The organism is Rothia nasimurium (assembly GCF_928391935.1).
Classification (GTDB): domain Bacteria; phylum Actinomycetota; class Actinomycetes; order Actinomycetales; family Micrococcaceae; genus Rothia; species Rothia nasimurium_D.
In genome coordinates this window covers 122286-145475 of record NZ_CAKMTD010000005.1, presented here as the reverse complement: position 1 = coordinate 145475, position 23190 = coordinate 122286, and the positions used below count along the sequence as shown (strand labels likewise).

Annotated in this window: 16 protein-coding genes, 1 tRNA gene and 1 other RNA gene; 10 read left to right on the top strand and 8 right to left on the bottom strand. The window is 62.2% G+C overall.

The features are described 5' to 3' along the window. Positions 1 to 26: 26 nt before the first annotated feature. On the top strand, positions 27 to 515 hold the full coding sequence (locus tag L7A15_RS07140) for an SRPBCC family protein (protein ID WP_237208931.1): 489 nt from the start codon (positions 27 to 29) through the stop codon (positions 513 to 515). Between the two features lie 79 nt (positions 516 to 594). On the opposite strand, the gene L7A15_RS07135 is transcribed toward L7A15_RS07140, so the two are convergent. The 4 genes from L7A15_RS07135 to L7A15_RS07120 form a co-directional block, all read right to left on the bottom strand. Next, positions 595 to 1041, bottom strand: coding sequence for an acyl-CoA thioesterase (locus tag L7A15_RS07135; protein WP_237208930.1), 447 nt, complete (start codon positions 1039 to 1041; stop codon positions 595 to 597). A 173-nt stretch (positions 1042 to 1214) separates the two neighbouring features. Next, a complete protein-coding gene (locus tag L7A15_RS07130; RefSeq protein ID WP_423817295.1) occupies positions 1215 to 2591 on the bottom strand; it encodes an amino acid permease in 1377 nt (458 codons plus the stop codon). A gap of 199 nt (positions 2592 to 2790) precedes the next feature. Next, on the bottom strand, positions 2791 to 4239 hold the full coding sequence (locus tag L7A15_RS07125) for an amino acid permease (RefSeq protein WP_237208928.1): 1449 nt from the start codon (positions 4237 to 4239) through the stop codon (positions 2791 to 2793). A gap of 285 nt (positions 4240 to 4524) precedes the next feature. Beyond that, positions 4525 to 5232, bottom strand: a complete 708-nt coding sequence (locus L7A15_RS07120; RefSeq protein WP_423817294.1) for a queuosine precursor transporter — start codon at positions 5230 to 5232, stop codon at positions 4525 to 4527. A gap of 176 nt (positions 5233 to 5408) precedes the next feature. On the opposite strand from L7A15_RS07120, the gene L7A15_RS07115 reads away from it, so the two are divergent. Beyond that, positions 5409 to 6077 carry a TetR/AcrR family transcriptional regulator gene (locus tag L7A15_RS07115; RefSeq protein WP_237188539.1) on the top strand — a complete coding sequence of 223 codons (669 nt, stop codon included), beginning with the start codon at positions 5409 to 5411 and terminating at the stop codon, positions 6075 to 6077. On the opposite strand, the gene L7A15_RS07110 is transcribed toward L7A15_RS07115, so the two are convergent. Together L7A15_RS07110 and L7A15_RS07105 are read right to left on the bottom strand one after the other, a co-directional pair. Further along, complete coding sequence (locus L7A15_RS07110) at positions 6074 to 6394, bottom strand: type II toxin-antitoxin system VapB family antitoxin (protein ID WP_237188541.1); 321 nt, start codon at positions 6392 to 6394, stop codon at positions 6074 to 6076. The genes L7A15_RS07115 and L7A15_RS07110 overlap by 4 nt on opposite strands. A gap of 195 nt (positions 6395 to 6589) precedes the next feature. Continuing rightward, positions 6590 to 6674, bottom strand: a tRNA-Ser gene (locus L7A15_RS07105). Between the two features lie 200 nt (positions 6675 to 6874). On the opposite strand from L7A15_RS07105, the gene ffs reads away from it, so the two are divergent. The 5 genes from ffs (at position 6875) to L7A15_RS07080 (ending at position 14040) form a co-directional block, all read left to right on the top strand. After that, an RNA gene (ffs, locus tag L7A15_RS07100) (signal recognition particle sRNA small type) lies at positions 6875 to 6971 on the top strand. A 232-nt stretch (positions 6972 to 7203) separates the two neighbouring features. Further along, positions 7204 to 10404 (top strand): DNA polymerase III subunit gamma and tau, encoded by a 3201-nt coding sequence (locus L7A15_RS07095; protein ID WP_237208927.1) that lies wholly within the window; start codon positions 7204 to 7206, stop codon positions 10402 to 10404. A gap of 58 nt (positions 10405 to 10462) precedes the next feature. After that, positions 10463 to 11557, top strand: coding sequence for a recombination mediator RecR (gene recR / locus L7A15_RS07090; RefSeq protein WP_237208926.1), 1095 nt, complete (start codon positions 10463 to 10465; stop codon positions 11555 to 11557). 168 nt (positions 11558 to 11725) lie between these two features. Beyond that, positions 11726 to 13015: an aspartate kinase gene (locus L7A15_RS07085; protein ID WP_237208925.1), complete on the top strand. Its 1290-nt coding sequence runs from the start codon at positions 11726 to 11728 to the stop codon at positions 13013 to 13015. Between the two features lie 101 nt (positions 13016 to 13116). Further along, a complete protein-coding gene (locus L7A15_RS07080) occupies positions 13117 to 14040 on the top strand; it encodes a 3-methyladenine DNA glycosylase (protein WP_237208924.1) in 924 nt (307 codons plus the stop codon). Between the two features lie 189 nt (positions 14041 to 14229). Here the strand turns inward: L7A15_RS07080 and L7A15_RS10675 are convergent, their stop codons facing one another. Continuing rightward, entirely contained in the window at positions 14230 to 20274 is a 6045-nt protein-coding gene (locus L7A15_RS10675; RefSeq protein ID WP_272878657.1) for a MucBP domain-containing protein, read from the bottom strand. A gap of 431 nt (positions 20275 to 20705) precedes the next feature. Further along, positions 20706 to 21089, bottom strand: coding sequence for a DUF1304 domain-containing protein (locus L7A15_RS07065; RefSeq protein ID WP_237208923.1), 384 nt, complete (start codon positions 21087 to 21089; stop codon positions 20706 to 20708). A gap of 99 nt (positions 21090 to 21188) precedes the next feature. On the opposite strand from L7A15_RS07065, the gene L7A15_RS07060 reads away from it, so the two are divergent. From L7A15_RS07060 to purQ, 3 genes are all read left to right on the top strand, one after another. Beyond that, complete coding sequence (locus L7A15_RS07060) at positions 21189 to 21755, top strand: TetR/AcrR family transcriptional regulator (protein ID WP_237208922.1); 567 nt, start codon at positions 21189 to 21191, stop codon at positions 21753 to 21755. 344 nt (positions 21756 to 22099) lie between these two features. Continuing rightward, entirely contained in the window at positions 22100 to 22351 is a 252-nt protein-coding gene (purS, locus tag L7A15_RS07055) for a phosphoribosylformylglycinamidine synthase subunit PurS (protein WP_237188980.1), read from the top strand. A gap of 5 nt (positions 22352 to 22356) precedes the next feature. Beyond that, entirely contained in the window at positions 22357 to 23166 is an 810-nt protein-coding gene (gene purQ / locus L7A15_RS07050; RefSeq protein ID WP_237188981.1) for a phosphoribosylformylglycinamidine synthase subunit PurQ, read from the top strand. Positions 23167 to 23190 lie beyond the last annotated feature (24 nt).

Here is a 23190-nt window from a genome sequence, read left to right as displayed (position 1 = left end):
CATCACTCTCACCCAAGGAAAACACCATGAACTTTGATTTTGGCGCTCTTGCCCCTGAAGAGGTCCTGACCTTTACCCACGACTTTGAGGCTACCCCCGAGGCCCTGTACGAGGCTTTTACGTCTGCGGAGCTTATGCCCCAGTGGTTTGGCCCCGAAGGCTTCACCGTGCCGCTGGATACCGTTGAGATTGACGTGCGCGAGGGCGGTGCCCAGAAGTTCGTCATGGTCAGCGAAGAGAATCCCGAGTTCACCTCCCCCGTCAACGGCACCTTCCACAAGCTGGTGCCCGGTGAGCTGATTGAGGGCTATGGGGCTATCGGTGAGGAACTGGCTGAAGCCCACGGCATGGAGGCTGGTTCTTACTTCCTCAACCGTACCTCTTTCGAGAAGATTGATGAGTCCACCACCCGCGTCACCATCACCCAGGGCCCCATGGACCCTGCCATGCACGAGATGTCGGTAGCAGGCTGGAAGTCCTCTTTCAATAAGCTCAACCGCCTGCTCACAGCCTAAAAGCCTCAGCGCCATATACAAAGTGCGCGTGCCCTGCCAAACATAGAGGGCACGCGCACTTTTTTTGGGCGTCTACAGGCTAGGCCGCCAGCTGCTCCCGCTGTTCGGCGCTCAGGCGCACCAGGGTGCCTGTCTCGACGTTGAAGAAGGCCAGGGTGGTGGTAGCTGAGACGCAGTGGACGCCGGTCACCGGGTCGAACAGTTCGTAGGCAACCACCAGCGAGGCAGCCGTGACTTTGGTGACCTGCATATCTACCCGCACCGGCACCCCACGGTAGGCCAGGAGGCTGCGGTATTTGACGTAGTTTTCAGCAACCAGGGCCTGGGTGCATGCTGGCAGGCTAGCGAAGAGGGGCAGGGGGACATCTACCGGGGCAGGTTCGCCGGACGAGGGCGGCGGCCCGAAGAGGGCAACACGGGCTTCTTCGAGGATCTGCATGATGGTCACGTTATTGACGTGCCCGTAGGCGTCCATGTCGCCCCAGCGTAGGGGAATCTGGAGGGTATGGATTGTGGTGGTCTGCATGTCTGCTACTTTACCCCCTGGGGCCGCCCTGCTGCCCCTAGATACAGGGAACCCCGCCGTGAATCTTCTTCAGCGGCGGGGTTCCCTTTTACACACAGACATTGAACGCAGAGATAAAACTTAGTTCACTCCACAGTCTACATGATAATGATTCTCAATTTCAACACACTGGCCTATTTTTCAGCGGCGTGGCCAGCAGCCACCGCCGCATCAGCCTCAGCAAAGGCCTCCTCGTGCCCGGTGTGAACCCGCTTGACCACCCCAAAGTAGATCATGGTCAGAATAAAGAAGTAGGCAATACCCATGGCGGCAGGTACAGCGTTGCCGGTTCGGGCAAAGAGGGCCGCCCAAATGGCCAGCAGGATCAGCACGCCCAGCCCGGCGGTGGCCCGTCCGCCCCACATGCGGAAAGCTGAGGAATCACCCTCAACCCCCTTGAAGGCGATGTAGGCCAGCAGAATCAGCACCCAGACGGTCAGGGCGCAGACCATGGTCAGGGTCATCATGAGCCCAAAGGCCTGGCCGGGCTGGAAGACCGCCAGCAGAATCGCCAGCAGGACGCCCGAGGTTGAGGCCCACATGGCCCGCACCGGAATACCGCCGCTGCTGACGAGAGAGAGCGGCTTAGGGGCCATCTTTTCGCTGGCTAGGGAGTGCAGTAGGCGGGTGCCCGCGTAGAGGTTGGCGTTGGCCGCCGAGAGGGCAGCAACCAGAATAATGAAGTTGGTGATTCCCGCAATGGCAGGCACCCCGATTTCTGAGAAAACCAGGACGAAGGGGGAGGCTTCAACGGAGCCGTCCAGCTGGGCGGCTGACTGCCAGGGAATAATCGACACCACGATGAAGAGGGCCACCACGTAGATGGTTGCCAGGCGCCACATGTTGGCCTTGGTGGAGGCGCGTACTGAGCGCACCGGGTCCTTGGCTTCGGCTGCTGAAATGGAGAGCATTTCGATACCGCCGAAGGAGAACATGACAACAGCCAGGGAGAGCCAGACCCCGTGGAAGCCGGTGGGCATGAACCCGCCGTCGTTGGTGAGGTTGGCGACGCCGGTGGCCGGGTGGCCGGGGAAGCCCACAAAGACCAGGGCCAGGCCAACGACGACGAAGAGGAGCAGGGCAATGACCTTAATGGAGGACAGGAAGAACTCCATGGTGCCGAAGTATTTAACGGAGCGGATATTCAGCAGAATAATCACTATGCCGAAGAGGACGATTCCCACCCAGAGGGGCAGGGAGGGCCACCAGTACTGCAGATAGGTGGCAACCGCGACCAGCTCAATGCCGGTGATGATGGCGGTGACGGTCCAGTAGGCCCAGCGGGTCAGGTAGCCGGCGTAGGGGCCCAGGTAGCGGCCTGCAATGGAGCCGAAGCCGCCGCGTACCGGGTAGCGCACGGCCATTTCGCCGGTGGAGGCGGCAATAATGGCAGCCACCAGGGAGCCAATGGCGTAGGCCAGAATCACGGCGGGGCCCGCCAGGGCGATGGCGCCGGAGGATCCGAGGAAGAGGCCGGTGCCCAGGGCTGAGCCGAGCACGATCATGGTCATTTGGCTGTGGGTGAGGGAGCGTTGGAGCTGGTGGGCCCCCTGGGTTCTGCTGGTAGCCACGGTGAACCTAACTGTTAGTGATGTGTTGTGCTTTAAATAATAGGACGAGCCTGCCCCACCTCCCTGCCCTGGGGCTGGTAGGTGAGACGGACTCGTCCGGAATGTGACCGGCAGGCAGGTGCCGCCTGCGGGAGGCCGGTTAGCGTTTTTCTACAGAGGGAATCTGTGAGGTGACGGCACGGACCTCGTCGAAAGCATCATCTGAGGCCTGGACGTTCTTGTTCACTCCGGCGAAGTAGACGACGGTAATCAGGGCGAAGAAGCCCAGGCCGACTAGGACGGAAGGGATCATGGATCCACCGGCGAAGAACATGGCGATGAAGGTTGCAATAACACCTGCCAGGCCGACAGCAGCGGTGGCTGAGCCGCCAAAGACGCGGAAGGGGGAGGCGTCCCCTTCGGCCTTCTTGTAGGCCATGTAGGAGATCAAAATCATGGACCAGACCACCAGCACGCAGACGGTGACCAGGGCCATCATGTAGCCGAAGATTCCGCCGACACCCGAGATAGCCATGATCATAGCGACGACGGCACCCAGGGAGGAGACCGCCAGGGCCAGGGTGGGAATACCGGAACCGCTGGTACGGGCGAGAATCTTGGGGGCCATGCGCTCGTGGCCGAGGGCGTGGAGCAGGCGGGTGGCTGCGTAGAGGGCGGCGTTAGCGCCGGAAAGGGCCGCTGACATCAGGATGAAGTTGGTGATTCCGCCGATGTAGGGAATGCCCAGTTCGGTGAAGACCATGACGAAGGGGGAACCTTCGATTTCCTTACCTAGGGTGCTGGCGGTGGTCCAGGGGATGATGGCGACCACGATGAAGAGGGAGAGCACATAGAAGGTGGCCAGGCGCCACATCATGGCCTTGGCGGAGGAGCGGACGGAGCGCACCGGGTCCTTGGCTTCTGCAGCTGAGATGGAGATCAGCTCGATACCGCCGAAGGAGAACATGACAACAGCCAGGGCGATCCAGATGGAGGAGACGCCATTGGGCAGGAAGCCGCCGTGGGCGGTGAGGTTGGAGACGCCGGTGGCCTCCTGGCCGGGCAGGCCGAAGAAGACCAGGGCGAGGCCGAAGATGATGAAGAGGACGACGGCGCTGACCTTGATAGAGGAGAGGAAGAACTCGACGATACCGAAGGATTTAACGCTGGTGAGGTTGAGAACGAGGATGGAGACGCCTGCGATCAAAACCCAGATCCAGAGGGGGACGTTGGGGTACCAGTAGGCCATGTAGGCGCCGACGGCAACAACTTCTGCACCTGCCAGGGTGACGGTGGTCATCCAGTAGGCCCAGCGGGTGAGGTAGCCGGCGTAGGGGCTGATGAATTTTCCGGCGATGGTGCCGAAGCCGCCACGGACGGGGTAGCGGACGGCCATTTCGCCGGCGCAGGCACCGATGATAGCGGCGATGAGGGAGCCAATAGCGTAGGAGATGATGACGGCAGGGCCTGCGATGGCGATGGCGGGGCCGGAGCCTAGAAAGAGGCCGGTGCCGACGGCTAGGCCGAGGGCGATCATGGTGAGTTGGCCGTGCGAGAGTTGGCGGCTGAGGTTGCCTTGCTCGGACGGTGTGGTGTTGGTTTGAGCCAAGTTTTCCCCTCCCCTTCTGTTCAGGAGTGTGTGGTGACAATGAACCGAAAGTTTACCGGTTTGCCGCAGCTGCGTGCGGGCTTCGTGCTCACCATTATGGGGTGAGATTCAGCTCACCGGCTTGGGGAGGGGTGCAGGCTCCTTGGTTGCCCGTGCGCGGGCGGACGTCGGTGGGCCCCTGCCGGACGGGCGGACGTCGGCGGTTGCGACGCCCGCCCCTTGACTGTCTACGAGACTCTCCCAATGCTTACGACGCAGGTGGGCACTGCGCGAGTCTGATAGACACTAGCCCTCACTGGCCGGGCTATAGGTGGGTTCCTTGCGCTTGAACCAGCCGATGACGGGGTAGGTGATGGGCAGCAGGAGGAGTTCGACGGCGCACTTGTAGAGGTAGCCGACGATGGCGTAGTTGAGGAAGTCGCTGAAGTTTGTAATTCCAATAATGGGGGCGGCGATGGCGCAGAAGATGAGGGTGTCTGCGAGTTCGCCGACGAGGGTTGAGCCGATGAGGCGGCCCCAGAGGTGGCGGCCACCGGTCTTTTCTTTGAGCTTGACGAGTACCCAGGAGTTGAGTAGCTGGCCGGTGAGGAAGCCCAGCAGGGAGCCGATGAGAATGAGCGGTACAGGGCCCAGGACGGTTTCTAGGGCGGCCTGGCCCTCGTAGAAGTCTGCGGCGGGTAGGGCGATGAGGATCCAGAAGGAGGCGGCTGCGGCGGCTGCGGCGACGAAGCTGGTGAGGATGGCCCGTCGGGCTAGTTTGAAGCCGTAGATTTCGCTGATGACGTCGCCTAGTACGTAGGCGAGCGGGAAGAGGAAGAAGCCGCCGTCGGTGATGATGGGGCCGAAGGTGACGCCCTTGGTTGCCCCGATATTGGAGAGAATAAAGACGACGCAGGTTGCTGCGAGGAGCAGGTCGTAGTAGGTGCGGGTGGGGCGGGCGTAGCCGCTTTCAGACACAGTGGCCCGATTCTCGGGCGAGATGGTTGACGACACAGTTGTCCCTAGGTCTAGGTTTCTTTGATTTCATCTGCCCATCTGCCACCTGGGCGCCATCAATCTTACATGGAAAGGACGCAGGCGGGGTAGTTGCTGAGATGGCTTTGCTGACAGTTCCCTGGGTTTCGCCACCAAAAATAGGTTTTGCTGACGTTTGCCGGTAGGGTGTCAGTATGCCTCGTATTTCAGCCGCCTCCAATGCCGCCCAGCGCGAGAACACTAAACGCGCTATTCTCGATTCTTTTGGCCGCCTGCTCTATGAGCACGGCTTGCCCGGCCTGACCATGACCCACGTTGCTAAAAACGCCGGGGTTGGCCGCACCGCCGTCTACAATTACTTTGCTGACATGGGCGAACTTCTGATTGCTTATGCCCTGGATGAGACGGAGCGGTTCCTCAAGGAGCTCAGGGAGGCCCTGGCCGGTACCGACAACCCCATCGACCAGCTGGCCGTCTACGTCCGCCTGCAAATTGAGGATCTCTCCCGCCGCCACCTCCCGCCGGGCCCGGCTATGCGGTCTGTGCTGTCGCCGGACGCCTTCGCCAAGTTGGGGGCGCACGTCCGGGAGCTTCAGATGGTCCTGGCTAACATTCTTTCAAGCGCCATTGAGCGCGGCTTCCTCCCTGACAATGACATTCAGGAGCTGGCCCAGCTCGTCCATGGCTCCCTCTCGTCAACCGCTGACCGCACCGAGGACGCCGACAGCGAGGAGGCCCGCGAGCGCCACATTGAGCACACGATTCGTTTTATTCAGCTGGGCCTGGGTGCCCGGTTTGATGGGGACGGCCGCCCGGTGCGTCTTGATGGCACCCCCGAGGTGCGCCTGGTGGAGGCGTCCTAGTTTTCGAGGAGGGCGGGGGCGAGCTGGTCGAGGTCGAGTACGCGGGCGTACATGACGGCGCGGCGCTGTAGGGCCGTGCGGAGGGCGCGGTGGACGCCGTCTTCGAGGTAGAGTTCGCCCCGGTAGCGCACCACGTGGGGGAAGAGGTCGCCGTAGAAGGTGGAGTCTTCCGCCAGGAGGGTTTCGAGGTTGAGGTTTTTCTGGGTGGTGATGAGGCGGTCGAGGCGGACCTGGGAGGGGGCGATTGATCCCCAGGTGCGCTGGGTGAGCCCGTGGTCGGGGTAGGGGCGGGTGTCGCCGACTCCTTTGAAAATCATGGCTTCTATTCTACGCCGGTTGGGGCGGGCCAAGAGGTGCTCTGTATGTGTTCCTTGAGGCCGGTTATGCTCGCACTGTGGTGGGCGACTGGCCCGGGGCAGGGCACACTTTCTGCCAATATCCCTAATCCCGTGCCTGCTGTTTGGGCATAGAAAAAGCCGGTCTGAACAAGTGGGCGATCAGACCGGCTTCGGCGGAGGATGGGGGATTTGAACCCCCGAGGGCGTGAACCCAACACGCGTTCCAGGCGTGCGCCATAGGCCGCTAGGCGAATCCTCCAGGCTGTTGCTTAGCTAATTTTCGTAGCTTCACGAAAGCGAACAGATACGAGCATACCCCATCTGCGGCGTCCTTGCAAATTGGTGCGGACGGGCGGGCGGCGGCGTCCTGCCCCCGGGTGTGCCGGGGAGGGCCCCGAGGCCTTGAAAAGCTCTCTCTATTGCACCTTTGTTTTTTAAGGCGGCTTGGGGTAAAGTTGTTGGAGCCCCTTACGTGGCGTCATCTTGGAAAACTCCCCCAGGGCCGGAAGGCAGCAAGGGTATCTGGGCTCTGACGGGTGCGTGAGGGGTCTTTTTATGCCCGCTGGTAGCTGCCCGACCCTGGCACCAGCAGAACATGTTTCGCTGGCCATCATATGTGTGGGCTTTGCCGGAACATTTGAAGTTTTCCGGCACATGTGCCCCGACGCCGCCGCCGGGGCTTCTGCTGAGAGCGGGGGACGCTTAAAACGTCAGGCACCCCCACTAGACTGTTAACCAGCCCTCCGGGTCCCCTGCGTGTGGCCCTGCCGTCCTACCGAAGGTTTCTTGTGAGCACTGCACTGTACCGCCGTTACCGTCCTGAGTCTTTTGCTGACGTCATTGGGCAGGAGCACGTCACTGAGCCTTTGATGACGGCCCTGGAGAAGAACCGGGTGAACCACGCCTACCTGTTTTCGGGGCCGCGCGGGTGTGGCAAGACCACCTCGGCCCGTATTTTGGCGCGTTGCCTCAACTGTGCCCAGGGCCCTACCCCGAATCCTTGTGGGGAGTGTGAGTCCTGTAGGGAGTTGTCCCGCGACGGTGGCGGTTCCCTCGATGTGATTGAGATGGACGCCGCCAGCCACGGCGGTGTGGACCATGCCCGTGACCTGCGGGAACGCGCTACCTTTGCGCCGGTGCGTGACCGCTACAAGATTTTTATTATCGACGAGGCCCACATGGTCACGCGCGAGGGTTTCAACGCCCTGCTCAAGATCGTGGAGGAGCCCCCGGCCCATATTAAGTTTATTTTTGCGACCACCGAGCCCAACAAGGTGCTGGGCACTATTCGGTCGCGTACCCACCATTACCCCTTCCGGCTGGTGCCCCCGCAAATTCTGGGGGGTTACCTGCAGCAGCTCTGCCAGGAGGAGGGCGTTGCCGTGGCTGACGGGGTTTTGCCCCTGGTGGTGCGTGCCGGTGGCGGGTCGGTGCGCGATTCCTTGTCGATTCTTGACCAGCTTATGGCTGGTGCCTCAGATGAACAGGGTATTTCCTATGACCTGGCGGTGGCCCTGCTGGGCTTTACCCACGGTGAGCTTCTGGACGAGGTCATTGACGCTTTTGCGTCTGGCTCTGCTGCTGAGGTGTTTGGGGCGGTTGATAAGGTGATTCAGACCGGCCAGGATCCCCGCCGGTTTGTGGAGGATTTGCTGGAGCGGTTCCGTGATTTGATTATGGTCAAGGCTGTTCCGGACGCTGCCGGGTCGATTTTGCGGGGCCTGGCACCTGATCAGTTGGAGCGTCTGCGGGCCCAGGCTGGGCAGCTAGGGTCTGCTGAGCTGTCGCGGGCGGCGGACATCACCAATGCGGCCTTGAATGAAATGAGCGGGGCCATGAACCCGCAGTTGCACCTTGAGCTTTTGTGCGCCCGGATTCTTATGGCTACCGGAGAGCAGGGGGTAGCCGGGTTGGCTACCCGTGTAGAGCGCCTGGAACGTAAGTCGGTGTCGGGCCAGCAGTCCGCCCCGGTTGGGGCTGGTTCAGCAGGTGCCGGTGCCATGAGCACTGGGCCTGCAGGCTCTAATCCCGTGAATGCTAGCCCCGTGGGCGCGGGGCCGGACGGGGCCGGTCAGGGCCAGGTGCCCCAGGCCCCCCTAGCCCACCCCCGGGCAACCCCGGCTGATTCTGCCCCTGCCCCCGGGGCAGGTGCCCCCCTGGCTTCTGCGCCCCTGGCTTCTGCTCCTCTAGCGGTAGCCCCTCTAGCCTCTGCCCCCCTCGCAGGCAGAGCTCCCCAGCAGGCCCCAGCCCAGGCCCCGTCCGCGCCCTTGCAGGCGTCCCAGCAAGCCCCCCAGAGCGTCCCCGGTGAAAATACCGTTGACCTGGTGCGTAACTCCTGGGCTGATGTGGTTGCCCAGCTGCCCTCCCCCTACGCCCGGGCCCAGTTTGCCCTCTGCGAGCCGTCAAAATTTGAAGGTGGCGCCCTCTTCCTACGGGCTGAACTAGCCGTACTGAAAAACGTGAAGAGCCACCTGCCCCTGCTTCAGCAGGCCCTCCACCAGGTGCTGGGCCTCCAGGTTCAGTTGCGCGGGGAAATTAAGCCATCGAGCCCAGCCCACGGTGAGGGAGGCCCAGCCGACCTGGGAAAACCCCAGGGCCCACAGGGTAACGCTCCGGCTCCCGCCGAAGCAGCCCCTGTAGGCCAGCCCCCGCTTACAGCCGCCGCAGCCGGGCAGGCCCAAGCAGCCGTCCGCGCCCCCTTAGCCCCGCAGGCTCAGGTAGCCCCCACGAGCCCGGCAGCGTCCCCCCAACCTGCGAGCGCCCCGGTTAGCGCTCCCGTCCACCAGCCCCCGGTGGCTGCCCCTGTGGCAGAGGGGCCGCGCGGTGGGGACCAGGCCTGGGCAGCCCACGGCCAGCCCCGCTCCCCCGAGCCCCCCGCCTGGAGCCAGGACGACTGGAACAACCCCGTCACCTCCTGGTCTGTTGCCCCCATCCCCAGTGGGGATCCTGACGCAGGCCCCGGGGCCACCCAGGCTCCTGCCACCGATCTGGACGCCCAGGCCCAGGCGGTAGCCGGGCAAGCAACGCCCGCGCCCACCCCGCCGGTGCAGGGCCCGGGCCAGGAGCAGGTTCCGGTAGGCCCGGCCCCTCTTGCCGCGCCCCAGCAGGCCCCGGCAGAAGCGTCCGTCCCGGCAGGCCCTGCTGAACAGGGAGGCCAGCAGGCTCCTGCCCAGCAGGCCCAGGCTGATTCCGTTCAGCCTGAGCCTGGTTCAGGGCCGGTTGCTCCGGTTCCGGTTGCTCCTGCCCAGGGTGCGCCCGAGCCGGTTGGGCAGGTGGCTGAGGCCCCGGTGGCCCATGAGTACGCCGACTATGAGGGCGGCTATTTCGATGACGCCCCCGCCGACGAGCCGGAATATGTTGCTGGCGTCGGCTACCTCAGTCCAGACCAGACTGGCCCCGAGCAGCCCGCCCAGGCTAGCCAGCCCAACCAGGAGAGCCAGCCCAGTCATCCGAATCAGCCCAGCCCGGCGGACGTCGCGCCCGGGCAGCCTGCGCCCGTCGCGCCTGCCCAGCCCGCACCTGCACCTGCACCTGCTTCCGTCCCGTCAGGCCAGCCTGAGCCCGCTCCGGCTAACTGCCCCAGCCCCGCTCCCGGGCAGGAGCAGGAAGGCGGGCCCACTCCTGTAGCCCCTCTCGCGGCGGCTCCCCTGGCGGGTGCGCCCCTGGCTGCCCCCAACGTAGGCGAGCCCAGTGCAGGCGAGCCCAGCGCGTCCGAACCGGCTCCCCAGCCCAGCAGCACCCAGTCTGGCCCTGCCCAGGGCCGGGGTGGCAAGCTGTCCTTCCGGGAGCGTCACGCCGCCCAAATCGCGGCAGGTCAGCGGGCGGTGCAAGAAGCCCAGGCCCCGGCCCCAGGCGCAGAAGCCCCCGAGGACTTCGCCCCTAGCGACGACGACGCTGCCCTTGAGTCAGCCGTCCTTATTGGCCAGAGGGCGGTCGAGAAGATTCTCGGCGGCAAGGTCATTGACGAACAGCCCCTCCACCAGGGCTAACCCCTCTTCCTGTTTCAGGCAGTAACCACCGGCTAGGTGCCGGGCGCAAGGAGTTTGAGTGTACGAGAGTGCCGTCCAAAATCTGATCGATGAACTCGGCAGGTTGCCCGGCGTCGGGCCTAAGTCTGCCCAGCGCATTGCTTTTTACATCCTGAACGCTGAGTCGTCTGAGATGGCCAAGCTGACCGACGCAATTTCCCGCGTCAAAAAGACCGTCAGCTTCTGCGATATCTGCGGCAATGTCTCTGAAACCAAGCTCTGCGCTATCTGCCGGGACGAGCAGCGGGATCCCAGTATGCTCTGCGTGGTTGAGGAGTCCAAGGACGTGGTCGCAGTTGAGCGCACCCGATCCTTCAACGGCCGCTACCATGTGCTGGGCGGGTCCATTAACCCCATGGCCGGTATCGGCCCCGAGCAGCTCCGGATTCGTGAGCTGGTAGCCCGCCTGTCCGATGAGCGTATTACCGAGCTGATTCTGGCCATGGACCCCAACCTTGAGGGGGAGGCTACCGCCACCTACCTCTCCCGCCTGCTGGTGCCTATCGGGATTCGGGTGTCGCGCCTGGCGTCGGGCCTGCCGGTGGGTGGCGATTTGGAGTATGCCGACGAAATCACCCTGGGCCGGGCCCTAGAGGGTCGCCGGATCATTAGCGAGGGCAACCGCCCTGAGACGGCCAACCCGGTTGAGGATTTTGAGGCCGCTGTCGAAGAAGAAAACCAGGCAAAGGCTGAGCAGGCCGCCCAGGCTGAGGCGGCGAAGGCCCCTCGGGCCCGCTGGTCTGGCTCCATGTTCGATGATTTAGACGCCCCAACCGGGCAGGAGCCTACAGGGCAGGACGCCCCCGACCCCAGCCCGTCCGCCCAGGCCAGCCCGGCAGCAACCCAGGGCGACCTGAACGAAGCCCTCCTAGAGCAGGAACTTGAGAAAGTGCCCGGCGAGCTCTCTGCCGAAGAGCTTGCTGAGCGGGCAGCCGCCGCAGCCTTCGAGGCGGAAGAGGGCGCGGACGTCCCCGCCCCGGCATCCGCTGAGGACGACGAGCGCCGCGAAGCCTACGAAGCCAAGCTGGAAGAGCTGAAGAAAACTCCCCTGCGCACGGTGGCCCCCGAGATACCTCCTATTCCGGGCAAGACCTACGTGAACCCCTGGACCTAGCCCGCAGCGTCCTGCAACGAACCCCTGTCTCTCTGTAATTTTCCGTCACACACGTTATATTCCCGTCATGTGAGCAAAAATAGTTCATCTTAGGCGCCGGGCCATACCATAGGTGGTGAGCCGGTTACTCGCCGGCCCCACACCATACTTTGTACTGGAGAAAACCAAATGAGCCTGATTGTCCAAAAGTTCGGCGGATCCTCGGTATCTGACGCCGAGGGTATCAAGCGCGTTGCCCGCCGTATTGTGGACACGCAGAAGGCTGGCAACGAGGTCGTCGTTGTTGTCTCAGCGATGGGTGATACCACCGATGAGTTGCTCGACCTTGCGGCTGAAGTAACCCCCAATGCCGGCCCCTCGCGTGAACTCGATATGTTGTTGAGCGCCGGCGAGCGAATTTCCATGGCCGTGCTGGCCCTGGCTATTAACAGCATGGGCGGACGCGCCCAGTCCTTCACTGGTTCCCAGGCCGGCATGATTACCGACGGCGTCCACGGCTCCGCCCGCCTGGTTGAGGTTAACCCTGAGCGTATCCGCACTGCCCTTGACGAGGGTTATGTTGCTGTGGTTGCTGGCTTCCAGGGCATGAACCGTCAGACCCGGGACATCACTACCCTGGGCCGGGGCGGTTCTGATACTACTGCTGTTGCTCTGGCTGCTGCCCTGAATGCTGATGTGTGTGAGATTTATTCTGACGTTGACGGCGTGTTCACCGCTGATCCCCGTATCGTCCCTACCGCCCACAAGCTTGACACTGTTACCAGCGAAGAAATGCTGGAGATGGCTGCTAACGGCGCAAAGATTCTGCACCTGCGTTCTGTTGAGTATGCCCGCCGCTTTAACTTGAAGCTGCATGTGCGTTCTTCGTTCTCACAGCTTGAAGGCACCCTCGTTATCCCGGACAATGAGGGTATGGAAACTAATCTGAAGGAGATCCCCTTGGAACAGCCCCTCGTCTCGGGCGTTGCCCACGACCGTAGCCAGGCTAAGGTCACTATTATTGGTGTTCCCGATGTTCCGGGTTCTGCCGCTAAGGTCTTTGGTATTTTGAATGAGACTAACGTGAACCTGGACATGATTGTTCAGAATGTCTCTACTGACCGCCCTGACGTTACTGATATCTCCTTCACTCTTCCCCAGGAGCAGGGTGCGGCTGCTCTGGCTGCCCTTGAGGCGAAGAAGGCTGAGCTGGGCTTTGAGTCTGTGGAGTACAACGAGCAGATTGGTAAGCTGTCTCTCGTGGGTGCGGGCATGAAGTCTAACCCGGGTGTTTCGTTCAAGTTCTTTGACGCTTTGAGTGCTGCTGGTATCAACATTGAGATGATTTCTACTTCTGAGATCCGTATTTCGGTGATTACTGATATTGAGAAGCTGGATGAGGCTGTTCGTGCGGTCCATACTGCTTTCGGTTTGGATGCCGAGGGTGAGGCTACTGTTTATGGTGGTACTGGCCGTTAGGTTGTAGGTTTTTGTTTCGTCCGGTAAGGACGGGCTGGCCCCGGGTTGGCAGTGTAGCGCTGCTGGCCCGGGGCCTGCTTTTGCCCATTAGAATAGACCTCATGCCCCTTACCCTCCTTGCCTCTGACGAGTGGCGGGCGCTGGCGTCCGCCCACGAAAACCGCGCTGGCCGCTACGCCCTACCCTTCGCAGCCCGACGCGAACGGGGCAAGGCCCACCCCGTTGAAGACTTCCTCTTCACCTACTACACCCTCAAACCAGGCCAATTCATGCGCTGGCACCCCGGGGCCGGAATAATCCTGCACGACGCCGCCGACCGGGCAGACTGGAAGTTCTACCGGCCCGCCACCCGGCAAGAACTAGAAGAAGCAGGCCTACCCCCAGCCGAAGCTGCCGAAGCGGCGGAGGCGGGCAGTAGCGTCCTGGTCGATACCGAAAAGTTTGCCGAAGCCCGCGCATCCGCCATTGATTTTGCCCGCATTATTCTGGGCAACACAGCCGCCAAGCCCGGTAATTTCGGCTGCTTTGGGTTGCATGAGTGGGCGATGGCCTATAAGTCGGTGGAGAATAACATCCGCCACGACTACCTTGATCTACGGCTGGGGCCGGAGGGCACCGACCGGGTAGTGGAGAGCCACAGAATCCACTGCACCCATTTTGACGCTTTCCGCTTCTTTATGCCGCAGGCCGCTCCCCTCAACGAGCTGCAGCCGACGCGGGAGGAGCAACGCAACCTGGAGCAGCCGGGGTGCCTGCACGCCAACATGGATATTTATAAGTGGGCCTATAAGCTCCTGCCGCTGGTGCCCTCTCACCTGGTCATGGACTGTTTTGAGTTAGCCTGGGAGGTTCGGGAGCTGGATATGAGGGCAGCCCCTTACGATTTGCGGGATTGGGGCTACGAGCCGGTCAAGATTGAGACGCCTGAGGGCAAACTTGAGTACGCCCGCCAGCAGCGGGCCTTTGCTGCCCGGTCGGTTGAGTTGCGCCAGCAGCTTCTGGACGCCATCGATCGGGCGCTCTAGCTTCACCCTCGCACTGCGTCAGAGCTAACCATACGCAAGGCCCCTCCTCTCAACCAGGTTGAGAGGAGGGGTCTTGTGTAGCTAGGGTGGCGGGGGGCCAGGTGCTGGCCCGCCCGCCGGTTAGCCCCAAGGGGCTGAGTACATTGTGAAGGAACCTAGTGGTTCAGGTCAGACTCTTGACGCTTGGCGTTAGGAGTCCTTGCGACGGTTGCGGCGGGTCAGGGCCGCACCGAGACCCAGCAGCAGGGCACCGAGACCGGCAGCTGTGCCAACCTGAGCACCGGTGTTTGCAAGGTTGCCACTGGAAGACTTACCTGCAGGTGCGGGGGTCTTGCCCTGGCCTGCATCTCCGGTGTTACCGCCAGTGGAGCCACCAGCGTTACCACCGGTCTTGCCTCCGGTATTACCGGTGTCGCCTGAGCCACCGGCGTTACCGCCGTCCTTACCCTTGCCCTGGCCGTCACCGGGGGTACCGGGCTGACCATCGCCGGGCTGACCGTCACCGGGCTGGCCGTCACCGGGGGTGCCGGGCTGGCCGTCACCGGGCTGGCCGTCACCAGGCTGGCCGTCGCCGGGGGTGCCGGGCTGACCGTCACCAGGCTGACCGTCACCGGGGGTACCGGGCTGGCCGTCACCGGGGGCCGGGGTAATGGGCTGGTTGGGGACGCCGGGGTCAGCCGGGTCAGTCGGGTCAACCGGCTTATTCTCTACGGGCTTGTAGGGAATGACCAGGTCGTCACCGGGGTTAGCGGGGGTCGGCGGGATGTAGCCCTTCTTGGGATCGTTAGGATCAACCGGCTGCAGGGGTTCACCTGTGACTGGGTCGACCGGGACGAAGCCGGGAACGTAGGGCACTACGTCGCCTTCACCGGGGACGGAGGGGTTGTCCGGGTTAGAAGGATCGAAGGGGAAGGGGATCTTGGGCAGATTCTCGACGGGGACGCCGGGGAGCTGCGGAATCCAGTAGCCAACCTTCTGGTAGATGTAGGTGACTGTGGTTTCACCCTCAACGACCTGGCCCTTTTCGGTGCCCTCCACGGCGATGAGGACGTAGCGGCTACCGTCGGCGGTAGTTACTTCGGTGACCTTGTGGTCCTCGGTGGAGTAGTCAGTGCCGACGACTGCGTCGCGGGTGTCAGTGACGGGGTTGAGGCCGGGGATGGCGTTTCCGTCCTTGTCCTGGTACTTGACGATGACGCTACCGACCTTATCTGCGTCCTTGACGTAGTCAATGACCAGTTCTTCACCGGGGGTGCCGGGGGTCGGCGGGACGTAGCCCTTGGTCGGATCCTCGGGGTCAACCGGGGTCAGGGGCTTGGTCGGATCCTGAGGATCAACCGGGGTGTAACCGGGGACGTAGGGGATAACGGTATCCGGGGTCGGGGTTACCGGCTGGTCCGGGTTGGCAGGGTCGAAGGGGTAGGGGATCTTAGGCAGATCCTCGACGGGGACGCCGGGCAGCTTGGGTACCCAGTTGCCTACCTTCTGGTAGACATAGGTGACCTCGGTGGTACCTTCGGTGACTTCACCCTTTTCAGTGCCGATGGTCTTAGAAGGTACCAGGACGTAGCGGCTACCGTCGGCTGCAATGATTTCTGCGGCCTTGGTGCCGGTGGTGTCGTAGCTACCGCCGACAGGTGAGTCGGTGACCAGGTAGGCAGGGTCCTTGATGGCGTTACCCTCGGTGTCGGTGAAGCGAACCACGACGCTGCCAACCTTAGCCTCGGGCGCTGGGGTCTCTTCCACTACAGGGACGTAGGGAATCGGGGTGTTGGCGCCAGGGGTGCTGGGGGTCGGCGGGATGTAGCCCTTGGTGGGATCCTCGGGGTCAACCGGGGTCAGGGGCTTGGTGGGATCCTCGGGGTCAACCGGGGTGTGGTCGGGGACCCAGGGGATGACGGTATCCGGGGTCGGGGTTACCGGCTTGTCCGGGTTGGCAGGGTCGAAGGGGTAGGGAATCTTGGGCTGATTCTCGTCGGGGACGCCGGGGATCTTGGGTTCCCAGTAGCCGACCTTCGCGTAGACGTAGGTGACTTCGGTGGTTCCCTCAGTTACCGTGCCTGTTTCTGCGCCCTTGGTCTTGCCGGGGATGAGCACGTAGCGGGTGCCATCGGACAGCATGATGGTTTCGGGCTTGTTGTCGGTGGTGGTGTACTCGGTACCTACCGCTGCGCCAGCAGTGTCCGTGACGGGGGCCTTGATGGTGTCGCCGCCGGTGCTGACGTAGTTGACGATGACACTACCGGTTGCTACGAGCTGGTAGGGGATGAGGAGTTCCTCACCGGGGGTGCTGGGGGCCGGCGGGATGTAACCCTTCTTGGGATCGTTAGGATCAACCGGATTCAGCGGGGTCTTATCCCGGGGGTCAACCGGAACGAAGCCGGGGACGTGGGGAATAGTCTGGTCCGGGGTCGGGGTTACCGGCTGGTCCGGGTTGGCAGGGTCGAAGGGGAAGGGGATCTTGGGAAGCTCATCGACGGGGACGCCGGGGAGCATGGGAACCCAGTTAGCCACCTTCTGGTAGACGTAGATGACTTCGGTGTCGACTTCAGTGACCTTGCCCTTTTCGTCGCCCTTGGTGAGGGAGGGGACGAGGACGTAGCGGCTACCGTCCTCGGTGACGATTTCGGTGGGCTTGTGGTCGGTGGTGTCGTACTCTTCGCCCACCTTGGTGCCGGCCTCGGTGTCGATGACGGAAACTGAGATTTCCTTGCTGTCAACATCCTGGTACTTGACGGTAACGCTACCGCTAGCGTTGGGTACATAGGTGATGTTGAGGTCTTCACCGGGGGTGCTGGGGGTCGGCGGGACGTAGCCCTTGGTGGGATCCTCGGGGTCAACCGGGGTCAGGGGCTGGTTGGTGCCAGGATCGACCGGGGTCAAACCGGGGACGTAGGGGATGGTTACGCCGTCACCGGGGACCATGGGGTTGCCGGGGTTTTCGGGGTCGAAGGGGAAGGGGATCTTTTCGACGGGCTGGCCCGGGATATTGGTGATCCAGCTGCCGACCTTCTGGTAGACGTAGGCGACGGTGGTTTCACCTTCTGCTACCGTGCCCTTTTCGTCGCCTTCGGTGAGGGAGGGGACGAGGACGTAGCGGCTACCGTCGACCGCAGTGAATTCAGCTGGCTTGTGGTCGGTGGTGTCGTAGTCAGTGCCGACCCGCTTGTCCTTAGTGTCGGTGACGGGAGGCAGGCCGGGAATCTCCTTGCCGGTGGTGTCTTTGTAGGTGACGAGGACGTCGCCGGTGACCTCAGTGACGCTGAGGGTGTAGACGGCGGTGGCGGGGGTGCCGTTGATGTCCTTAACCTGGACGCGGGCGGGGTCAGGGGTTCCAACAAAGTCCGGGTTGGGCTTGAAGGTGACCTGGCCTGTTGCCGGGTCCAGGGTGTAGGTGCCAATCTGGACACCGTCCTTCTTGGCGGGGATGGTGGTTCCTGAGATGGGGTTGCCATCGCCATCAACGAAGGTGGTGGTGGAGAAGTCCAGGGGGACTTCTTCGTGGCCGGGCTGGAAGTCCAGACGGCCGGTCTGTTCCCGTCCCTGGAGGCCGGTGGTGACGTCGTCAGAGGCAAAGGGGGTGACGGTGAAGACGGTCGGGGTGTAGGTGGCGGTGACGGGCACACCGTACTTGTCCTTGACGGTGACGGTGGCGGCCACCGGGGTTCCGGTGAAGTCCTTGTTGGGGGTGAAGGTGATCTTGCCGGTCAGGGGATCGACGGTGTAGGTACCAATCTGCTTGCCGGTTTCATCGGTGGCAGGGATGGTGGTTTCGTCGGTGGGCTGGCCGGTGGCAGGATCGATGAAGCGCACGGGGTTGCTTGCACTGGGAACGATGGGCTTGCCGTCGCTCTCGGTGAAGGTGGGGGTTGCGCTCTGGTCACGGCCCTGGAGGTCGCCGGTTTCCTTGCCGTCTGCCGCAGGTGCTACGGGGAAGACGTGGGGGGCGAAGATGCCGGTGGCGTGTTCGCCGTTGCGGTCGCTGATGCGGACGCGGGCGGGGTCAGGTGAGCCGACGAAGTCGGGGTTGGGCTGGAAGGTGACCTGGCCGGTTGCCGGGTCCAGGGTGTAGGTGCCGACCTGGACGCCGTCCTTCATGGCTGGGATGGTGGTGCCTGAGATGGGGTTGCCATCGCCGTCAACGAAGGTGGTGGTGGAGAAGTCCAGGGGTGCGAATTCGGAGCCCGGGGTGTAGACAATTTCGGAGGTCTGGGGGGCGCCCTGACGGTCGAGGTTGGAGTCTACGGTTGCGCTGGGCTTGGCTCCTACAACGGTGGGGACGAAGATAGCGTCCATGGTGCGGGCGCCGTTGACCCGGATGTCGTTGACGTTTTCAAGGCCATTGAGGGTGGTGTTGGAGGTCCAACCGGTGTCGTTGCCGTTTTCATCGTAGGCGCGGATAGCGACGCCCTTGGCGGTACCGACGAACTGGGGTTCGGGGGTGAAGGTGACGGTGCCGTCGGCGTTGAGGACGTAGCTGCCTTCACCTGCTAGGGTGTAGGTCTCCCCTACCCCGTAGAGGGTTCCGTCGGGGCCAACGATCTTGTATTCGCTGGTGCCGAGGAGGGCGTTGGCGACGCTGAAGTTGTCCTTGAGGTTACCGTAGGCGTTGAAGCCGATCGGGGTGGAGGTTACCGGGGTGTTCTGAGGGGTTTCGGTGAACTGCTGGGTACCGCGCGGCGGGTGGATGACGCGCACCATGAAGTCCTCAACTTCACCGGAGGAAGCGAAGCCGGTGGGGTGCTGGATATCTGCAAAGTTATCAGCGATACGGGCACGGACGCCGACGTAGTTGAGGGAGGTGTCAACGATCTGGTGGGGGTTGTTGAAGGCCAGGGTGTGCATGGCGCCGGCTTGGCCTTGAGCGGTGTAGGTGTCAACGCGGACGGGTTCGGAGGCTTCACCTACCTCGAAGGTGCCGTCGTTGTTAGTATCGACCCAGGAGCGCAGGTAGGAGCTCTTGGCGGGGTCGTTGGAGCGGGAGGCCATCATCTGGTACTCGAAGCGGGTGCTCGAGGCAAAGTAGAAGGCGAGGTCGTCGTCAGTGTTACCAGCGGCGGTGAAGTCGGCGATGCCTTCGTCGCCGGCGTCGTACATGTCGTCGCTCTTCCATTCGACGTCAGCGCCGTCTTCAGATCGGAAGTCGGGCCCAACGCGACCAATCTTGGGGTTCTGGTAGTTGGGAATCTGGGGATTATCGGCGATGAGGTGCTTGGCTGATCCGTAGGATTCAGGGGCATCTCCCTGATCGAAGAGGACGAAGCCCAGACGGACCTGCTGCTGGCCAGGGGAGTTCACGAAGATGGAGACGTTCATGCCCTGGGTTGAGGTACTAGTGGTTTCAACGATGGGGACGGAGCCATGGGCAGGATGAGGACCTTCCTTAGGCTCGTAAGCTTCAGTGCGCAGGGGGCCGACCAGGCTAGTACCGATGCCGCGGTTGGGGTCGTTGGGGTTGAGCTTCCAGTCGTTGATATTGTAATGACGATTATTGTAGCTGAACCAGTCTGAAGTCAGCGAGTCCGGGTAGTCCCGGAAGGAGGGGTAGGATTCCCTCCGTTTGGCCTCAGCAAGGAGGTCCCAGGCGGTACCGGTGGTGGAGTAGGCCTGGAACTCTGCGACACCGGCCATCTCACCGTCAGCCACGATGATGGAGGGACGGACGGGAACTTCGCTACCGTCAGAGAGGATACGGACGGCGGTGACGTTGAAGGTGATACCGATGTTACCGCCGTCGACATTGGAGCCCAGGTTGCCCAGGGCCTTGCTGCCGTCCTCATTGAGCATGGGAATACCGGCATAGGTCAGGTGGGAATAGGTTCCGCTGTCTTCCGTGGCGACGACCTTGGCCTCTGTGTTCTCCGCGCGGTTCCAGTTAACGTCGTCGTCCTGGTAAGGCTTGAGTTCCACGACTTCGGCGGTGATACGGACGACGTCACCTGCGTACATCATTTCGTGGGTGTAGACGGAGCCGACCTGGAAGGCGTTGCCGGTGCCGTAGTTCCAAACGCCGACCTGGCCCTGGCCAGCGGCGGGCTTGAAGTTGGCCCAGGAGATCTGCTGGTTGAGTTCAGCGATACTCATGCGGGCGCCGTTGGAGCTGAGGGCTACAGGTAAATCTGATGCTTCAGATGCTTCAGCGGCTTGGGGAAGGAATATAAGACCACCAGAGACGACTGCGGCTGTGGTAATGAGCGCGGCATTGCGCTTAGCGGTATGTTTTGGGGTTGTCATGGTGTTCCTCTTTTGGTGCACGCAAGAAACCCCAGATGATCCCGCGAAGGACCGAGAATTCTGGGAGTTCTCGCAAAGGTTTTAGAGTGACACTTTCAGGGTAGCCAGACAGGTTTAGGAGCTCTAGGGTTTTCCCTATTTGTTACATTCGATCAGTTTTGAAGCACCACACAGGAACAGTTGAAGTTTGAAATAAGACAGGTATTATTTTTCCAAACCAGACAGGTATTAGGTTCACCTAACCCACCCCCCCCCCCGGCAATTTTGCACTTCTGAAAATTAATGGAAATATGACATGACCCCACCGGCCAGAAACCGACTCATCGGACGTCCTACCTACTCACAGGCCCCTCACCCCGCCCACGGGGCAACAAAAAACCTGCGCGAGGCCACTGAACCCAGTGGCCTCGCGCAGGTTGTGTAAGCCCCTTTTAGATCATGGCGCCGAGAGTGAGCAGGAGGACGGCCAGCAGGGGGAAGGCACCCTGCTTAATGGCAGCGGGGCGCTTGTCAGGTGAGGCAATGAAGAGGACGGCCGCGGCAGCCAGCATAGACCCGGTGCCAGCAAGCATGAGGGCCAGGCCAACAGCAGGGGCACCTGCCAGGTGGGCCAGGACGCCGGCAGCAGCAATGAGCGCCAGGAAGAGGTTATAGAAGCCCTGGTTGTAGGCCATTTCCTTGGTCTGCTCGGCTGATTCACGGCTCATTCCAAAGACGGGCAGGGCTCGGGTGGTCCAGGCGAAGGATTCGAGGTAGAAGATGAAAACGTGTAGGGCAACGGCGAGCAGTAGGGCGATGATACCGGCGATGGTCATGAGAGGTGTCCTTTCAGAAAGTTTTTTGCAACGCTCATTCCAATATATACTAGAAGAGTCAGTACAAAACCCTTGGTGATGATGAAATGAGGCACACCCATGGGGCGAACCGCCACCTTTGACCGCGACCAGGTCCTCACCCAGGCCCGCAACCTCTTCTGGGCCCGAGGCTACGAAGCCACGTCCGTCCCCGACCTCGAAGAAGCCACCGGCCTCAAACGCTCCAGCCTCTACCATGCCTTTGGCTCCAAAAAAGAACTCTTCGACGCAGTAATCGAAAACTATCTGGCGCAGAGCGTCCGCCCCCTCCTAGCCCCACTCACCAGCGAAAACGCTACCCCTCACGCCCTCCGTTCCTATTTTGAGCACCTAGCAGACTCAATCCGCTCAACCAGCTCCCACCCGGGCTGCCTCCTCATTGCCGCCGCCAACTCCCCCGTCGGGGCTGAACCCACCGTCAGCGCCGCCATATCTGGCTACTACGACGAACTCCTCGCCGCCTTCCGCGCGGGGCTGGGCAGGGCCCGTCCGAACCTTACCGATTCCCAGCTGGATCATCAGAGTCGATCCCTGGTGGCCCTCACCGTCTCGGCCTTAGCCTTGGCCCGCACCAACCCCGCCCTTGCCCTCGCTAATCTGCAGGCGGCGCAAGCACTTATCAGCTAACCCTTCATACACCTCGACCATGGGCTATATCACTGAACCTGCACCGTTCCACCGCACGCTCAGCGATATGACGCATGCTCACCACAGCCAGACGCCGCACCCCCGCCCCGACCTAGACGAAGCGACGGCGTCCCACTAATGAGAAAATTGAGAGGAATTTTCCCGTTAAGGCCCTTATTGGGAAAATCCCCGCTTTTTGTCCCAGTAGAGATCAGCGCCCCGGCCCGGCGCCCGCCTAGAAATGCCCTGGCCCACACCATCTCAAAACAAGGCGACCTGGCTCACCGTCAGCTAAAATAGGTGACGGCTCTTACTAGATTCCAGCACCCAAGGAGTGCCCATTCATGGCCCGTATTGTTGTTGACGTTATGCTCAAGCCCGAGATCCTCGACCCCCAGGGCAAGGCAATCGCACACGAACTTCCCCGCATCGGACTCACCAACTTCACCGATGTCCGTCAGGGCAAGCGATTCGAACTTACTGTCGACGGCGAAGTCACCGAAGAACTGCTCGCCCAGGCCCGCCAGGCAGCAGAAGAACTGCTCTCCAACCCCGTTATCGAAGACGTAGTCAACGTCGAAGCGCTGGAGGACTAAACAAGGTGGCAGAATCCCTCGCAGCAACTGAAGTTCCCCTCGTCGGCGACTTCTCCGTCAGCACCCCCAACGCCGCCCTCGCAGATGTGCGCGTTGGCGTCATCACCTTCCCCGGCACCCTGGATGACCGCGACGCCTCCCGCGCCGTCCGCCTGGCAGGTGGCACCCCCGTACCGCTGTGGCACGATGAAGCAGCCCTACACGATGTAGACGCCGTTATCGTACCCGGCGGTTTTTCATATGGTGACTACCTCCGCGCAGGCGCTATCGCAGCGAAAGCCCCGGTCATGAGCAAGGTCGTTGAAGCAGCCCAGGCCGCTGGCACCTCCGGCTCCGCTCCCCTGCCCGTCCTCGGTATCTGCAACGGTTTCCAGATCCTGACCGAAACCCACCTGCTGCCCGGCTCCATGATTAAGAACGACCACCGTAAGTTCATCTGCCGCGACCAGATCCTGCGCGTTGAAACCAACCAGACCTTCTGGACCAGCGACTTTGAAGCAGGCCAGAACATCGTCGTCCCCCTCAAGAACCAGGACGGCCAGTACGTTGCCGACGCCAAGACCCTTGAGGCCCTTGAAGCTGAAGGCCGCGTCGTCTTCCGCTACGTGGACGTCAACCCCAACGGTTCTCGCAACGACATCGCCGGTATCTCCAACGAGCGCGGTAACGTAGTTGGCCTCATGCCCCACCCCGAGCACGCCGTCGAACCCGGCTTCGGCCCCTCCTCCTCAGGCTTCGGCACCGTGCCCCTGCGCGGGGGCGCCGACGGTCTGGGCGTCTTCACCTCGGTACTGAACAAGCTGGTTTCGGCCTAAACGCCGCGTCATAAGGAAATCCAA

What these genes read in the sequence shown, in the direction of transcription:
- L7A15_RS07140 (WP_237208931.1), top strand. Translation starts at nt 27, where the DNA reads ATGAACTTTGATTTTGGCGCTCTTGCCCCTGAAGAGGTCCTGACCTTT.
- L7A15_RS07135 (WP_237208930.1), bottom strand. Translation starts at nt 1,041, where the DNA reads ATGCAGACCACCACAATCCATACCCTCCAGATTCCCCTACGCTGGGGC.
- L7A15_RS07130 (WP_423817295.1), bottom strand. Translation starts at nt 2,591, where the DNA reads ATGACCATGATCGTGCTCGGCTCAGCCCTGGGCACCGGCCTCTTCCTC.
- L7A15_RS07115 (WP_237188539.1), top strand. Translation starts at nt 5,409, where the DNA reads ATGCCTCGTATTTCAGCCGCCTCCAATGCCGCCCAGCGCGAGAACACT.
- L7A15_RS07110 (WP_237188541.1), bottom strand. Translation starts at nt 6,394, where the DNA reads ATGATTTTCAAAGGAGTCGGCGACACCCGCCCCTACCCCGACCACGGG.
- L7A15_RS07085 (WP_237208925.1), top strand. Translation starts at nt 11,726, where the DNA reads ATGAGCCTGATTGTCCAAAAGTTCGGCGGATCCTCGGTATCTGACGCC.
- L7A15_RS07080 (WP_237208924.1), top strand. Translation starts at nt 13,117, where the DNA reads ATGCCCCTTACCCTCCTTGCCTCTGACGAGTGGCGGGCGCTGGCGTCC.
- L7A15_RS10675 (WP_272878657.1), bottom strand. Translation starts at nt 20,274, where the DNA reads ATGACAACCCCAAAACATACCGCTAAGCGCAATGCCGCGCTCATTACC.
- L7A15_RS07065 (WP_237208923.1), bottom strand. Translation starts at nt 21,089, where the DNA reads ATGACCATCGCCGGTATCATCGCCCTACTGCTCGCCGTTGCCCTACAC.
- L7A15_RS07060 (WP_237208922.1), top strand. Translation starts at nt 21,189, where the DNA reads ATGGGGCGAACCGCCACCTTTGACCGCGACCAGGTCCTCACCCAGGCC.
- purS (WP_237188980.1), top strand. Translation starts at nt 22,100, where the DNA reads ATGGCCCGTATTGTTGTTGACGTTATGCTCAAGCCCGAGATCCTCGAC.